Genomic DNA, 16,135 nt, shown 5'->3' with positions numbered 1-16,135 from the left:
GCGGCGGGGCTTTGTGTATTTGTTCGTGATTATGGACTGGTATAGTCCGCAAGGTGCCGGCCTGGCGGCTGTCAAACAGGATGGACGCTGATTTTCTTGTGAAAGCTTTGAAAGAAGCGCTCGCCAAACACAGTAAGCCTGAAATCCTCAACAGCGATCAGGTCAGCGACTTCACCAGCGCCGCCAAGATGGACGCGAAGGTCAAGTTCAGCATTGACGGTAAAGGCCTATTGCGTGACAACCGAATGATCGAAAGACGTTGGCGATCGTTAACGTTCGAATGCGTCTATCTGAACGCCTTCGAGACCAATTCAGTAATGCGACCGGGATCGGCAAGCGGCTGAGCTACTATAACTCCGAACGCCCTCACTCAACGCACGGCATATTGACGCCCAATGAGGTCTACGCCAACAAAACAGAAGCAATGAAATTATCAGCCTGAATCAAGCCCCTGATCCATCTAAACAAGGCTACTAACTGGTTGGAAATCTAGCGCCGCCTCTGCGTGCATTCCTGAACCAGGCGCACGCACACGGCAAAGGCGCCACCAAAGCCCGGAGCACGCCGGTGGGGCTGGATCACATCGCGCGGGTGCCAGCCATGTCAAAGCAAGCAATCGCCCACAACCTCCGAAAGACCATTAGATATCGAACTAACCGCAGGAAAACGCTGCCGTCAGCCAGCCAGGTGTTGCGAGTGGGATCAACTCTAGCTTATCTGACATGCCGTATTGCGTTAAAGTCCTGAAGGAGGATCTTCGCCTCTTCTCTGAGGTGAATAATCAAGCCATCCATTTCGTTAAGAGCAGTTTCGTCTATCGAACGCGGAAGAACAATTTCGTCTATTTTTATAATGGTTTTCAACAGGTTTTCTAAGCCGAGAGAAAACTTCTGATACTCATCGAAACTTAAATTAATGGTGTCACTCATTGATGTATCTCCGATCAAAACCGACCTCTACTAACGACGAAGGCAAACCAAACACATGCCCAAACGGTACAAAAGGTCGCAGTCTCCATTTTGATTAGGGCTTGTTGACGGTCAGCGTAGACGGATGACTGTCGCGGCGATGGCGATGAAGGCGGAGAAACTGCTGTCTGTCTTGCAGCAGCGCGTGGCGATACCCCTGAATTCTTTGAGCTTTCCGAAGAAATTCTCGATCAAGTGCCGCCATTTGTAGGTGTCGCGGTCGAAGTCTGCCGGAAAGCGGCGGTTGGATTTGGGGGGAATGATCGGTTCGATCCCGGCTCCCACCAGCTCTTCGCGGACCCAGTTGGCGTCGAACGCGCGATCGGCGAGGAACTGGCCGCAAGACAGCCCTTCGAGCAGCGCCGCCGTGCAGCGCAAATCGTGGGCCTGCCCCGGCAGCAGGCGGAAGTCGACCAGGTTGCCGAGCGCATCGGTCAGGGCCATGATCTTGGTCGTTATACCGCCGCGAGAACGCCCGATGGCCTGGCCCTGAGTCCCCCTTTTGCGCCCTGTCCGTGGCGGTGGACCTTGACGATAGAACCGTCGATCATCGCGTATTCGAAGTCCGCGTCCTCGGCCAAGGCACTGAACATACGATAGAATGCGTCGGCCTTTACCCAGCGACGAAACCGCTTGAACACAGAGTTCCACTTGCCGAACTCGCTCGGCAAGTCACGCCACGGACAGCCCGTGCGGACAATCCACAACACCGCTTCGACGAACAGCCGAGGATCGGGGCCGGTGCGCCCGGGATCACATTCCCGGCCAAGACAGTGCGGGGCGATGATCGCCCATTGCGTGTCGGTCAATGTCATTCGGATCAAGGTCACCTCCCATTTGGTAACCTTGAATCATTCAATCCCTGATTTGGGAATCCTTAAACGTCAACAGACCCTAGATCACATTGTAACACGATCTCGAATGCTCATTCGTATAGGTTTGGTGAAAATCCTTTAGGCTTTGAAGGGCTGATAGGCAGCAGCCATGAGGCCCGAGTGCAAGCGTGCGGGGATGCAAGTTCGCACACATTCGGCTTTCACATAATCGCCCATACTCTGGCAGTTTCGGCAGTCAATAACAGTCACCAAGAAGGACCTATAATTTGACCACCCAGCACTATTAATGAGAAAGTTGCAGCGTCAGATTTGCGGCTTGGGGCTATCATGCAATCTGACGCTGCAATAACGAGCATTGGCTACTGGAACCCCAACACCCGTGTCCACGTATTGATGCCCCGTCCAGATCTCTAGGAAACAAGGGGCAAAAGCAAAACGCTACCTACCATTGATGGCAATGTCAGATGCGACTTCAATCGCCAAGCTCAGCGAGTGCTGAGAGACCGGGCTCTGCAGGGAAACATCCCAGTTATCACTCCACGACAGATTGAAGTCGTTGACCCGAAAATCCCTGGACAGGACAATCATCGGCACCTCTTCACACATCTCGCGCGCAATCTTTGCGAAACGTTGAAAAGAAGACTGTTCGCCCCCAAAACTGTCTTTATCAATGACAATCAGACCAGCCTCAGCCGCGTAACGAAACAGCCACTCGTGATAGAATGTGGTGTTTCTCGGGACCATCACACGCAAATCAAACATGCCTTCTAACCAGTGTTCAACGTTCTGCGTGTTGAAACAGGGCTGTGCGAAAAACAGAACTTGGCGGGTAACAAAAGCGCCGTCAGGTGCCATTTCCTTCGCTTCCTTTGGTAATGTGCCGTGCTCTGAGTGACCTTCACGAAGCGCGCATTCATGAAAGAGCCGCTGCTCAAGTTTCTGATCTAAAGCATCTCGGAAACTGAGTATTTGCGCGCTGTCAGAGTCAGAACCAACCTCGACCCGATGCCGTGTGCGCCCGAAATCACGAGAAAAGGGGAAGGCCGTTTGGTTATTCATCGCAATCATCCTCAAGCACGGAATGGGTCAGACCTACCTAGATGATGGCGCAGGCCGCTGCCTTCAGGTAGATAACTTTAGGATCAAAAGCCGTGCAATTCGGTAACATTGGCGCAAAAGCGCGGGACATTGCCATGCTTACGCGCCTTTTTCCGCAGCGATGCATCGTGGCGCATCCAGAGAGCAAGGTTCCACCTTAGCAGCCTAGCGGCAAAAGCCGCGTGCTCATGAGTTAAGGTAATCTAAGAAAACACACCGCCTAGACAGACGCTCTCATTACCCGAGCCTATCCTTTGTTACTTCTGGTTACATTAGGCGCTCTAAATCTTAACGGTTTGATATCAGGCTATACAAAAAGTCAGGACCGCGACCGGAGGATGATTTGCGGCGTGGCGCGACAGTCAGACATGCTGAGGTTGCGTGTGAGATGAATTGTCGTACCTGCAACAATTCAAGCAAGATTGCTCATGAGCCTCGCCACATGCAACTTGGCCACGCCGGAAACGGCGTGGTCTTTTTTGTTGGGATGAGATGGCAAGGCGGCGGCTCTAAAAGCGTCCCCATGGTCGCCGTTAACAACCTCAGGACAGGGTTAAGTCGGGCCGCAATCCAGACGGTGCGGCCCAAATGACACATAGGCAAGATCAAAGGCTCCCCCACCCCCAACTATGGCAACGGCAACCGGATATAGACGAGAATCTCCCCAGATTCTCAATCTTTAGGATATTTTTCCTTGTTCAAGGCGTCTGTTGCGGATTAGGGTGATGGTGTTGATTGCCACTGAGAATTGACCCGGCATTGTCACCGAGAACTGACCCGCCCAGTGGTTATGTTCTGCGTATCATGATGGCGTCAATGCTGGTGTTTCCTTCCGTTTCTTTTTCGCTGTTTCTGAGCTGGCCTTGAAGCGGTAGCTGTCATTGCCGGTCTCCAGAATGTGGCAGCGGTGGGTGAGGCGATCGAGCAGCGCGGTGGTCATTTTGGCGTCACCAAAGACCGTAGCCCACTCGGCGAAGCTCAGGTTGGTGGTTATGATGACGCTGGTGCGCTCGTAGAGTTTGCTCAGAAGATGGAAGAGCAAGGCCCCGCCGGAGGCACTGAACGGCAAATATCCCAACTCATCGAGGATCACGAGGTCGGTTTTGACCAGCGCCTCGGCAATCTTTCCGGCCTTGCCCTGAGCCTTTTCCTGCTCCAGGGCATTAACCAACTCGACCGTTGAGAAGAAGCGCACGCGCTTGCGGTGATGTTCGATGGCTTGGATGCCGAGGGCCGTAGCCACATGCGATTTCCCCGTGCCGGGACCGCCGATCAGGACCACATTTTCAGCGGCATCCATGAACTCGCATCGATGGAGCTGGCGGACCAGAGCTTCCCGCATTTCACTGGCCGCGAAGTCGAAGGCGGACAAGTCCTTGTATGCCGGGAAGCGGGCAGCCTTCATGTGATAGGCGATCGAGCGCACCTCCCGCTCGGCCATTTCGGCCTTGAGCAGTTGCGACAGGATCGGCATGGCGGACACGAACGCGGGCGACCCTTGCTCGATGAGATCGCCCACGGCCTGCGCCATCCCGGGCATTTTGAGGCTACGCAGCATGATGACGATGGCTGCTCCGGCGGGATCATGACGCATGGCGCGTGCCTCCCTTATTCTGAGCCTGTCGCAGTCCGTCATAGCGTGCAACATTGGCCTCAGGTTCCTTGCTCAGAGAGAGGGCCGACGGCGGCGTTATATCGGGCTGGTCGGTCGGTTTTCCGTCTACCAACCTGTGGAGCAGGTTCAGCACATGGGTCTTTGTGGGCACGCCGGCCTCCAGAGCCATTTCCACTGCGCGAAGCACAGACTGCTCGTCATGGTGCAGAACAAGCGACAAAATATCGACCATCTCACGGTCCCCACCAGGCCTGCGCAGCATCTGTCCCTGCAACTTGCGGAAGGCCTCTGGCATCTCGGCAAAGGGTGCCCCATTGCGCAGCGCCCCGGGTTTGCGCTGGACCACGGCCAGATAATGGCGCCAGTCATAGATGACGCGCCCAGGCTGGCGGTGCGACCGGTCGATGATGCGCTCATGCGTGCAAATCACATGCCCCTCGGCGACAACTATCAACCGCTCAGGGTAAATGCGCAGACTGACAGGGCGGTTCGCAAAACTGGCGGGCACAGAATAACGGGTGCGATCAAAGGTGATCAGGCAGGTCGGCGAGACGCGCTTTCTTTCCTCGACAAAACCATCGAACATTGTGGGGAGCGGCATAAGCGCAGGCTTCTCAGCCTCCCACACATCGGCGATGCTTCCAGGCAACCTGCCATGGGCCGTCTCAGCCCACAGCAGCTTGCAGCGCTCTTCCAGCCAGTCATTCAGCGCGCCCAGATCCGGAAAGGTCGGCATCAGCTGCCACATGCGATGGCGCGCGTCGCGCACATTCTTCTCGACCTGCCCTTTCTCCCATCCTGCGGCCGGGTTACAGAACTCGGGATCGAAGACATAATGACTGGTCATCGCCGTGAACCGCGCATTCACATCGCGCTTCTTACCAAGTCCAACTTTGTCGACGGCGGTCTTCATATTGTCATAGATGCCGCGGCCCGGGACGCCTTCGAAGACGCGGAACGCATGCCAATGCGCGTCAAACAGCATCTCATGTGTTTGCAGCAAATACGCCCGAACCAGAAAGGCGCGGCTGTGGGATAGCTTGATATGCGCGACCTGTAGTTTGATGCGCTCAGCCCCGACATAGGCCCAGTCCTCGCTCCAGTCGAATTGGAACGCCTCGCCAGGTGCAAACACCAGCGGCACGAAAGTTCCCCGATCCGTCGTGTGATGCGCGCGCTGCCGTTCGCCTTTCCATTGGCGAACGAAGGCTGCAACGCGCTCGTAGGAGCCGTCATATCCAAGCTTTACCAGATCGGCGTGCATCAGCTTCGCCGTCCGGCGTTCTTTGCGTGATTTGCGCTGGTCGGTCGTGAGCCATGCTGTCAGTTGCTTGGCATAGGGATCCAGCTTGCTCGGACGATCCGGCGTCTGAAACGCAGGCTCAACAATCCCCTCCCGCAAATACTTCTTGATTGTGTTACGCGATATGCCCGTGCGCCGAGCAATCTCGCGAATGGGCATCTTGTCTCGCAGCGCCCATGTCCTGATAACCTTCAAAAATCCCATGTCGATCACTCCAAATGCCCCCAGCTGGTTCAAGCCGGGGCAAGGTTGCACATGGGTCAATTCTCAGTGACAATTTTAGCCTTTGCCGGGTCAATTCTCAGTGGCAATCAACAGTGATGGGTCAGATACAAGTCGTATTGTGACCGCAGAGCCTACGCGCGCGAACTTTTGTGCTTCCGTGGTGTAGTTACTGCACTTACCGCCCCACGGAACCCGCCTCCTTACCAAAAGATATTTATGGAGGCACTGAGGTTAGTTTGATCTCCAGGTTTTGCTGTGTGTTAAACCGTTCCTAGATGAGCCTAAAGATGATGAGGCACACCCAAATGCTTTAGCTGATTATGATGTCAGCTCGAGGTTTAGAAAACCGAAAAGAGAACACGATGAACAATCAGGAAGAGCCGACGCTGTCCATTCTAGTGGTCGATGACCACAAGCTAGTGTCAGAAGCAGTCGCAAACTTCTTATCTAGTTCAAGCGATTTCAACGTAGCCGTCTGCAACTCTTTCCAAGGGGCAGAAAGTTTTATCAAAGAAAATGGGCCGATGGACGTCGTATTGCTTGATCTCGTCATGCCTGACATGAAGGGCATGGATAGCATTGCGTCGCTTATAAAGCTTAATGAGCCGGGAGCCGTCGTTCTTTTCTCCGGAACCGCTAATCCCCATGATCTTAACGCGGCGTTAGAGCTTGGGTGTATGGGCTTGATCCCTAAAAGCCTACCGCTCAAATCTCTGGAAAGCGCCATACGCTTGGTGTCCTCTGGCGAGGTTTTTGTTCGCGCGTCTCAGAATGAGCCTAGTGCCAAAGGAAGCACGGAGTCATTCACGGAACGTGATTTGCTGGTGCTAAGTAAAATCGCAGAGGGCAAAACGAACAAGGAAATAGCCTGGATGATCCAAGTGTCAGAGGTTAGCGTTAAATCCTATGTTCGGAAAATCTGCATGATATTAGGTGCAACCAATCGGGCAAGCGCCGCCGTCAGAGCAAAGCAACTTGGTATAATCTGAGGTCATTCTAGGGGCTGTTGACGTTCAGGGTTCCTATTTGTTGTGAGGTCTGATTCAAGGTTGCAAACAGAGGAGAGCAGCCTTGACCCGTCATGTCTTGACCGACGCCCAATGGGCGGTCATAGAACCTTTCTGCCTTGGCAAGACCACAGATCCCGGCCAAACCGGACGCGATCCACGTCTGTTCTTGGAGGCTGTGTTGTGGATTGTGCGAACCGGTGCGCAATGGCGGGAACTGCCCGTCGAATTCGGGAAGTGGAATTCTGTATTCAAGCGGTTCCGGCGGTGGGTGAAAGCTGATGCTTTCTACAACATGTTCAGAACCTTGGCTGCGGACGCCGACTTCGAATACGCGATGATCGACGGCTCCATCGTCAAGGTCCACCGCTCCGGCCAGGGCGCAAAAGGGGGACTCAGAGCCAGGCCATAGGGGCCTCGCGCGGCGGCATGACGACTAGGATCGTTGCCCAGATCGACGCGCTTGGCAACCTTGTCGACTTCCGCCTGTTGCCGGGGCAAGCGCATGACCTGCGCGGCGTGCCGGAGCTGATCGACACGCTCGCCGCAGATCACCTGCTAGCGGATCGCGCCTTCGATGCCGATTGGCTCCGAACCGCGCTGTCCGAACGGAGCATTACACCAGTCATCCCGCCGAAATCCAACCGCCGCTTTCCTGCCGAGTTCGACAAGGAAACCTACAAATGGCGGCATTTGATCGAAAACCATTTCGGAAAGCTCAAGGAAAACAGAGGTATCGCCATGCGCTCGTGCAAGACCGACCAGAGATTCAAGGCCTTCATTTCACTGGCCGCATCAATCATTCAACTCAGATGAACGTCAACAGCCCCTAGTATGGGTTTAGGTTTTCATGGGTTCATGGGTTTTGGGAGCACTAGTGCAAAAGTGGGCCACGCGGGCAAGCGGTCAGAGTTTCCGTTAGCATTTAGAAAGCCACACAAGCCAGCCTGAGTGGGATAGCGGTCACCTGATCTGTAAAAGAAGTGAGAGTTAACGTTGGATCACCAGTGACCGTCTGAGACGCCTCAGGAGCTAAGGATGTGTTTGCGATCAGTGCTGTGCGCAATTTCGGTGGAGAGATCGTTGTATCAGAGTGAGGATCGGGAATTATTCATATAACGGGCACTCAATGACTCTTTACAAGAATGAAAATTATTCTCCCTCGCACGGAACGCCCTACGTGCTAAATGGCTTACAGCAATAAGGGATACCAGTATTCTGATCTTTTATGTTCTCCGTTGGTGGCTTTGCCATCATACGTCATTCAAAAATAGTCCACCCGAAATCTTCTATCAAAGAGTACCCTGTCTGGTGCTTTCGGTCTTCATACTCTCGGCTTTGCCATCATACGTCATTCAATTTTGAGCCATCGATAATAAATGGTCTGATGAGACATGGTGATCTGTCGAGCGGCGTTAGCGACCGCCTAGCCTTGTCCTTGCACTACTTCAACCTGACGCGATTTCAGCACGATCGCTTCCGGTTTACATTAATTTCCGACAATCTTGATCCTCCCGCATATTGCGGTAATTTCAACTCAATGGTGGCCCATTTTAGTAGGGGCACGACAGCGATACTTCCGAAAACTATCACTTGAAAAAACACTCGGCAGGACACCGAATATCTGACTGATTAAAGGAACCAAAATGAACATATTTTTAAACTGACTTTAACCATCCATTAGTAAATAGTCACCCAGAGATGGGTGCAGTCAAGTGGAATACAACGAAAAAAACATAACGAAGGCGCTAAAATACCTCGCAACTGCAATTAAAAATCGCAAAGATGGGGAAATTTACCTACCACTATTTGAGCGACTAGAGCGTGAGCTTGAAAGCTTACAGGCCAAGACCGAAGTTATAAATAGAATAAATAAGTGGGCGAATACAAATTAAAGAACGGAGGCTCGAGCTCTATGCCCTTCTTTCTCGAGAATTTCATCAATCAAGGCATGAATTTCATTTGGCATTCTGGGCTTCCAAGTTTTAGTTGGAAAAACAACCAACTCAGCAAGTAGAGCTTGAATCTCTAGTTTAGTTTTCGTGCCATAAACCTCACGTCCCCGAAGCTTTCTTATCGAGTGCCCCATCATGAAAGCGCGTTCTTCATTATCAATTTTTGCTACACGCATTCTTGTTTCATAACTGTGTCTGAGACCTGAAAGCTGGTGACTTTCAGAAGGAAGCAAGCCGTTTTTCTTGAAGTGTTTAGAGACGGTATTACTAAAGCTCCCTTTGCCTTGATAAGCTGGGAAACCACAAGGATTTCTCCTCATAGCTTCTAAAGCTGCACCCAGCAGGGGAACTTTTCTATTCGATGACTTTGTTTTAATTTCCCTTTTGTTGTCGCCTTCAGTCTCAAGTTTTATTTCGATGTGCGGAATTTTTTCAGCTAACTTAATTGATGTCGCTGGAAGATCATAAATTTCAGTCTGACGACATCCGGTTTCAGCACAAATTATCAAAATATCGCGAGCTTGTTCGTTTAAACCTTTCAGTTTGTCGCCAGTCAAAATTGTTTCCTGAATCCACTTCGGAGTAAACTCAGGTTTCCGACTCTCGGCAGAAAGTCGCTCCCATCGAGGTTTTTCTATTGGATTTAAATCATTAAACGGGTTAAAATATTCATCAACCTGCAGGTAAGAGTAAAATGCATCAACTATCATCCGAAGATAGCCAATGTGCTTATGCGCGTATGCTGTAGTAATTTCCTCAGTATCGACCCTATTAGCCCAGTAGCGGCGAAAGGCGTACGCATCATCCTTTGTAATTTTTATGACTGGTTTATCTTGAATAGCCACTTCAAATGTTTTGCTCGCACGCTTGTACTTGTTCCCCCAAGTTCGTTTTTGGCGTGCGTTCTTATTTTGAACGTGTGAAGATAGATATTCTGACATCTTTGAAGCGACTTCTGAGATCATTGTCTCAGGCAATTCAAATCCTCCAAGCGTGGCTGCAAAGAGAGCACTTTGCCCGGTTGGATCTACTGTTTGCAGTTTTGATAATCTGGAAAGGAGCACATCAAGGCTGCCTTCGGCTAGCTCGGTCGCCGTTGCCGGGCGTAAGCCCTCCCGGTTTGCGAGCTGAAGCATTGCCCGAAATGTCTCCGTTGAACCGGGAGATTGTGTTCCGGTTTCACGAGCCTCAAGCTCCAGAAGCCATTTTTGCTTCACCTGGGGCACTAACGCCTCTGCAGCAACCTTGCTATCGGTGCCAAGTGACTCGCTTATATGGCTTTGAGGAAAGACATTCCGATACTTCTTGGGGCACCTCATACGGAACCAAAACACGTTTCCGCGCTTGATGAGATTTGTCATGGCTAGTTCCGAAATTGTATCACAAATTGTGTCACATTTCTCGCATACCTCACCCCACACCGCTTGTCTATATTTCAATAAAATTGTTTAAAAACAATAATTTAAAACTAAATTGGCGCGCGCGGCTTAGTTTGAGATGTCCCGCCCCCGGGCACCACTAAAATCAAAGACTTATGCAGTATTTGTCTTGGCGCACCCAAGTGCAGGGGTAATTCGTGTGTCATCACGCTGAACTTTTAGTTTTTAGTCTGCGGATCTTGTTTTCCTGGGTGCCGCTGACCCGCCCTTCCAGCTGATCCCTTGCAGCTTCAATGTGTGACCCGCGTTGATGCGCGTAACGCGCAACCATAGACAAGGTGTTGTGGCCAGAAATGCGCTGTACTGTGGGCAAGTCGACGCCTGCCTGAACCAGATGCGTCACTGCCGTGCGGCGAAGCGTGTGAGGCGTGATCTGGTCGCTTGAAATGAAGCTATAGGTGTCCGGCGAAACCGGGGCGATTCATGCTGGAACCACGTCAACTGCCGGATATGCCACAGGTTAAAGGCGAGACGCTTTAATGTGTTCTTTTTTCGTGTCCATTGACCTAGACCGACCTCTCGGTCCAAATCACTGGGTACGGTTCAGGGCACTCATTCTTCGCGGAAGGCCTTCTCAAATTGATCCATGAGAGGCCGTGCGAAATAGGCCGCCGCAGTTTGCTCTTGGGTGGAGAGATAGACTTCAGTTGGCATTCCCGGCATCAAGGCTAGACCGTTCAGCCTTGCAAACTCTTCTGGCGATATATCGACATAGCCGATGTAGAATGGCTCCCCGGTGGATGCGGAAATGGTCGTTGCAGGTGAAATGTGCGAAATCGTGCCGAGAATTTCAGGTGTTGTACGGTGGTTGAAGGATGAGAACCGGACACGGGCCGTCTGATCAAGATAGACTTGATCTATTGCTGTGGTCGGCAATTGAACCTCTATCCGCAACTCGGCAGAGGCCGGAACAATCGTTGCCAATATCTCGGCTGGCGTGATGACCCCGCCTTCGGTGAACACCGACAGTTCGTTGATCCGCCCGGAAATCGGTGCGCGTATTTCCGTCCGTGAAAGTTTGTCCTGCACCGCTGTTAACCGGTCGGACAGTTCCTGAATGCGTGCCTCGACCACCGTAAGCTCCCGTTGCGCTTCATTTCTTGCAACTTCGTCCACGGAAAGAATCCGCATCTCGATCTCGCTGATCCGCGACCGGGACCGCGCAATATTGGCGTCAAGCTCGCCAAGTTTGCCACGCATCTGAACCAGTTCACGCTTTGCTTCATCCACCCGAGGCATTTGGATCAAGCCTTTCTCGAACAGGTTTACAACACGCGAGTGGCTTTCTTCCACAAGGGCCAATTCATCTGTCAACGCCGAGCGCTGCGAAACGAGCGCCACAATCTCATCGTTCACCTGAGCGATACCGAGTTCAAGCTGCTCGCGCTGATTGTCGCGGTTCACGATATTCCCAGCATGGAGGCGCAGTTCACCTGACATCAACTCGCTTTGTTGTGGATCAGACATCGAGAGACGCTTGGGAAATCTGACCTCAGCGGCACCTTCACGGTCTGCAACGAGACGCGCGCGCCGAACCTCAGCCTCGTCCAATTGAGCAGAGAGGATTGATAGCTCTGCCCGTGATTGCGCGTCATCGAGACGAAACATGACTTGACCCGCATCAACCTCATCGCCCTCGCGCACGGAAATTTTCTCAACGATCCCACCGTCGCGGTGCTGAACCTGCTTTAGGTTCTGGTCAACCTTGACCGTCCCCAATGCTATGACAGCTCCGGTCAAGTTTGCATTGAACGCCCATGCGCCCACACCACCCAACAGTCCAAACATCATGAGAACGCCAAGAATAATGCGCCCGCGGAGCCGGTCGAATGCCGCTGGGGATTGTGGTGCGTTTTTGACAGAACCAGATTTAGTCATTCCAATAATCCTTCTGTTCAGCGCGTCAGGCGTGTTCAATCAAGAGGATGTGGTCACCCTCGATCCGCAACTCTAGATCAATGATCCTGTCGCGGTTAAAATCGACCTCTACGACGGTTCGGCGATAATCGTCGGTCCAATCGTGGTAATAGGTCAGCCGGGGTTCATCCACATCGAGCGCGTCGGCATAATCATCCAAGTCATCCTCAATACGTTCCTCAAGGGATTTCTGCGCTTTGCGGATTTCCCGATGACTCGAGCCTGAGCCAATCCAGATCCGGTCATCGCTATTGAAATCATTGATCTGATAAACTGACCGGATGATATCAACGGTATCGCCCTGTACAAAGTTATATAGGTCTGACCCGCCGTTGCCTGTCAGGGATGCCTGACCAGACCCTGCGAGGAAATGGTCGTCGCCTGTGGAGCCGACATAGTCCTCGAACCCCGAGAAACTGTCGTCACCGATGCTCTGGCCAGAGGCCATACCCGTGATCAGATCAAGTTCGACACCGTCTGTCGCGCCGGAATAGTTCAGTTGATCGTGGCCCGCGTCACCGGAATAGGTATCGGAGGCGCTATCGTCATCGGCTACAACAATGTCATCACCCGCCCCACCCAAGACAGTATCTTCGTCTGCCCCTCCCGAGAGGATGTCATTGCCGTCACCCCCATAGAGGCTATCCTGACCCGCATCGCCAGATACAATGTCGTCGTCATCTCCACCATCCAGAAGGTCGTCTCCGTCTCCTCCGAACAGCACATCATTGCCAGCTCCGCCGTGGGATATGTCGTCGCCTTCGTCTGAGAAAATCACATCGTCGCCACTGTCGCCTGCAAGCTGATCAGCGCCGGTGCCCCCTGACAAGGCGTCATCGCCGGTGCCACCAAAAATCTGGTCGTCGCCCGCCCCGCCGTCGAGGGCGTCATCGCCTGCGTTGCCATGGATCAGGTCGTCGCCATCCTCGCCCCACGCTTCATCATCACCGGCCCCCGCCATGACGGTATCATCGCCAGTGCCGCCAAGGATCTCGTCGTCGCCCACTCCGCCGTCGAGGACATCATCGCCAGCGTTGCCAAGGATCTCGTCGTCGCCCGCCCCGCCGCCGAGGGCGTCATCGCCCGCGTTGCCATGGATGAGGTCGTCACCATCCTCTCCCTGCACGTCGTCATCGCCATCACCCGCAACGACGGTATCGTCGCCGGTGCCACCAAAAATCTGATCGTCGCCCAATCCGCCGTCGAGGGCGTCATCGCCTGCGTTGCCATGGATCAAGTCGTCGCCATCCTCGCCCCATGCTTCATCATCACCGGCTCCCGCAACGACGGTATCATCGCCGGTGCCACCAAAGATTTGATCGTCGCCCAATCCGCCGTCGAGGGCGTCATCGCCTGCATCCCCATGGATCAAGTCGTCGCCGTCCTCGCCCCACGCTTGGTCATCACCGGCCCCCGCAACGACGGTATCATCACCGGTGCCGCCAAGGATCTGGTCGTCGCCCAATCCGGCATCGAGGACATCATCGCCCGCGTCGCCATGGATCAAGTCGTCGCCATCCTCGCCCCATGCTTCATCATCACCGGCCCCCGCAACGACGGTATCGTCGCCGGTGCCGCCAAGGATTTGGTCGTCGCCTAATCCGCCGTCGAGGGCGTCATCGCCTGCATCCCCATGGATCAAGTCGTCGCCATCCTCGCCCCATGCTTCATCATCACCGGCTCCCGCAACGACGGTATCATCGCCGGTGCCACCAAAGATTTGGTCGTCGCCCACTCCGCCGTCGAGGACATCATCGCCTGCATCCCCATGGATCAAGTCGTCGCCATCCTCGCCCCACGCGTCATCATCACCGGCCCCCGCCACGACGGTATCGTCGCCGGTGCCACCAAAAATCTGATCGTCGCCCACACCGCCGTCGAGGACATCATCGCCTGCATCCCCATGGATCAGGTCGTCACCATCCTCTCCCTGCACGTCGTCATCACCGGCCCCCGCAACGACGGTATCATCGCCGATGCCGCCAAGGATCTCGTCGTCGCCTGCCCCGCCATCGAGGGCGTCATCGCCTGCGTTGCCATGGATCAAGTCGTCGCCATCCTCGCCCCATGCTTCATCATCACCGGCTCCCGCAACGACGGTATCATCGCCGGTGCCACCAAAGATTTGATCGTCGCCCAATCCGCCGTCGAGGGCGTCATCGCCTGCATCCCCATGGATCAAGTCGTCGCCGTCCTCGCCCCACGCTTGGTCATCACCGGCCCCCGCAACGACGGTATCATCACCGGTGCCGCCAAGGATCTGGTCGTCGCCCAATCCGGCATCGAGGACATCATCGCCCGCGTCGCCATGGATCAAGTCGTCGCCATCCTCGCCCCATGCTTCATCATCACCGGCCCCCGCAACGACGGTATCGTCGCCGGTGCCGCCAAGGATTTGGTCGTCGCCTAATCCGCCGTCGAGGGCGTCATCGCCTGCATCCCCATGGATCAAGTCGTCGCCATCCTCGCCCCATGCTTCATCATCACCGGCCCCCGCAACGACGGTATCATCGCCAGTGCCGCCAAGGATCTGGTCCTTTCCTCTTCCGCCATCGAGATGGTCATTGCCAGCGTCTCCGTGGAGGATGTCGTCGTCTGCTCCCCCGCGCACCTCATCATCGCCATCACCCGCCTTGACGGTATCGTCGCCGGTGCCGCCGAAAATCTTGTCCTCGCCGTCGCCACCGTAAATTTCGTCATGGCCAGCGTCTCCGTAGATCACGTCGTTGCCGCCCTCGCCAAAGAGACGATCGTCGCCCGCACCGCCTGAGATCCAATCGTCGCCATCTCCTCCGGCAATGAGGTCATCACCATCGTTGCCAAATAGGCTATCGTCGCCGTCGCCGCCGGAAATATTGTCATCACCTGCGCCACCGTAAATTCTGTCACGCCCGCCAAACCCGGCTAGATTATCGTCATCGTTCAATCCAAAAATTGCATCGCGCCCTCGCGTGCCAACGATCAGGTCTTCGCCATCAGTCCCCGTAAAGACGTTTTCGATTACGTTCAAAATTGCAGTCTGATCAATGCTGAGCGCGCCGTCAGTGATCGAGTATTTGATTTGGACCTCGCCCAAAGCATCAGTATCTGCGAAATAGAGCCAGCCATCGCCTTTGGGGTCCATATGACCGACAGTGCTGCCGTTGATTGAAACCCCCAGAAGATCGCCATCGTGATCCTTTGTCTCAGACAGAAGATGAGCCAGGGAAATAGCGAGGACGGCACCGCTGCCGAGATCCCCAAGGTAAACGGCACTTGAGTTGCGCGGGCCACGGTTGCGATCCTGTTCTGGATCGGTCTCATATTGATCAGGGTTTTCTTCCTCTGCCACTGTCGGAGGATCGTCCGGTTCCGTCTCGTCGCTCGGATCGGGGATGAAGGGTGGAGACCCCGGTTCCACACCGTTGTCTTGGGGAAACTTGTTTATGCCTGGGAACAAGTTGAACGGCGGAAGAATGGTGTTCGCCGTGACGCGTGTAATCTCGGTGCCAAAAACCAAATCTGGCAGCGGTTCGATGAACATGCTCTCAAAGCGGCCTAAAACCACCGGATATCGGAATGAAACGATCGTTGGTCCTTCTTCAACCCAAGAGTCCCCGGGTCCTCCAACGCTGTCATCAGGGGCATTTTCATGTAGTGCCAGCCCCGAAGTGTTACGGCTTTCAGTGATATCTTTGCTGTCTTCTTCCGGCGGTTCGTCTTCTGCCACGGCAGCAACATGTTGGTCTGACCATAGAAAAGAGCGAAGATAGAGGCCCAAGCCTAGGAGGCC

Annotated in this window: 11 protein-coding genes and 1 pseudogene; 3 read left to right on the top strand and 9 right to left on the bottom strand. The window is 54.0% G+C overall.

Annotation, left to right across the window (positions count from 1 at the left end; all coding sequences use genetic code 11):
- Positions 1-80 precede the first annotated feature (80 nt).
- The gene (locus tag ROSMUCSMR3_RS21910; protein ID WP_157667313.1) at positions 81-344 is read left to right on the top strand and encodes a hypothetical protein; all 264 of its coding nucleotides are present in this window, start codon (positions 81-83) and stop codon (positions 342-344) included.
- Between the two features lie 369 nt (positions 345-713).
- Here ROSMUCSMR3_RS21910 and ROSMUCSMR3_RS14335 read toward each other — a convergent pair whose 3' ends face one another.
- The 5 genes and pseudogenes from ROSMUCSMR3_RS14335 to istA all read right to left on the bottom strand — a co-directional run bounded on the left by ROSMUCSMR3_RS14335 (position 714) and on the right by istA (position 6,024).
- Positions 714-929 carry a hypothetical protein gene (locus tag ROSMUCSMR3_RS14335; protein WP_081507746.1) on the bottom strand — a complete coding sequence of 72 codons (216 nt, stop codon included), beginning with the start codon at positions 927-929 and terminating at the stop codon, positions 714-716.
- Between the two features lie 111 nt (positions 930-1,040).
- Positions 1,041-1,783, bottom strand: a pseudogene (locus tag ROSMUCSMR3_RS14330) (IS5 family transposase).
- Between the two features lie 459 nt (positions 1,784-2,242).
- Positions 2,243-2,863, bottom strand: a complete 621-nt coding sequence (locus tag ROSMUCSMR3_RS14325) for a hypothetical protein (protein WP_157667312.1) — start codon at positions 2,861-2,863, stop codon at positions 2,243-2,245.
- 841 nt (positions 2,864-3,704) lie between these two features.
- Positions 3,705-4,496: an IS21-like element helper ATPase IstB gene (gene istB / locus ROSMUCSMR3_RS14320; RefSeq protein ID WP_081507008.1), complete on the bottom strand. Its 792-nt coding sequence runs from the start codon at positions 4,494-4,496 to the stop codon at positions 3,705-3,707.
- Positions 4,486-6,024, bottom strand: a complete 1,539-nt coding sequence (gene istA / locus ROSMUCSMR3_RS14315; RefSeq protein WP_081508579.1) for an IS21 family transposase — start codon at positions 6,022-6,024, stop codon at positions 4,486-4,488. Before istA ends, istB begins: the two co-directional genes overlap by 11 nt.
- A 383-nt stretch (positions 6,025-6,407) precedes the next feature.
- Here istA and ROSMUCSMR3_RS14310 point away from each other — a divergent pair, with 383 nt between their 5' ends.
- On the top strand, positions 6,408-7,034 hold the full coding sequence (locus tag ROSMUCSMR3_RS14310) for a response regulator transcription factor (RefSeq protein WP_198385535.1): 627 nt from the start codon (positions 6,408-6,410) through the stop codon (positions 7,032-7,034).
- 82 nt (positions 7,035-7,116) lie between these two features.
- Positions 7,117-7,868 (top strand): IS5 family transposase gene (locus tag ROSMUCSMR3_RS14305; protein WP_198385534.1). Its coding sequence is split into 2 segments (ribosomal slippage): positions 7,117-7,447 and positions 7,447-7,868, totalling 753 coding nucleotides; the frame shifts between segments, so codons are not numbered across the junction.
- A 1,075-nt stretch (positions 7,869-8,943) separates the two neighbouring features.
- Here the strand turns inward: ROSMUCSMR3_RS14305 and ROSMUCSMR3_RS21180 are convergent.
- The 4 genes from ROSMUCSMR3_RS21180 to ROSMUCSMR3_RS14290 form a co-directional block, all read right to left on the bottom strand.
- Complete coding sequence (locus ROSMUCSMR3_RS21180; RefSeq protein WP_157667311.1) at positions 8,944-10,368, bottom strand: DUF6538 domain-containing protein; 1,425 nt, start codon at positions 10,366-10,368, stop codon at positions 8,944-8,946.
- 223 nt (positions 10,369-10,591) lie between these two features.
- Positions 10,592-10,819 carry a tyrosine-type recombinase/integrase gene (locus ROSMUCSMR3_RS21905; protein ID WP_420541234.1) on the bottom strand — a complete coding sequence of 76 codons (228 nt, stop codon included), beginning with the start codon at positions 10,817-10,819 and terminating at the stop codon, positions 10,592-10,594.
- A gap of 179 nt (positions 10,820-10,998) precedes the next feature.
- A complete protein-coding gene (locus ROSMUCSMR3_RS14295; RefSeq protein ID WP_081507742.1) occupies positions 10,999-12,324 on the bottom strand; it encodes an HlyD family type I secretion periplasmic adaptor subunit in 1,326 nt (441 codons plus the stop codon).
- Positions 12,325-12,349: 25 nt separating this feature from the next.
- On the bottom strand, positions 12,350-15,886 hold the full coding sequence (locus tag ROSMUCSMR3_RS14290) for a calcium-binding protein (RefSeq protein ID WP_157667310.1): 3,537 nt from the start codon (positions 15,884-15,886) through the stop codon (positions 12,350-12,352).
- Positions 15,887-16,135 lie beyond the last annotated feature (249 nt).

Source organism: Roseovarius mucosus (assembly GCF_002080415.1).
GTDB lineage: Bacteria > Pseudomonadota > Alphaproteobacteria > Rhodobacterales > Rhodobacteraceae > Roseovarius > Roseovarius mucosus_A.
This window is presented reverse-complemented; position numbering and strand designations above follow the sequence as displayed.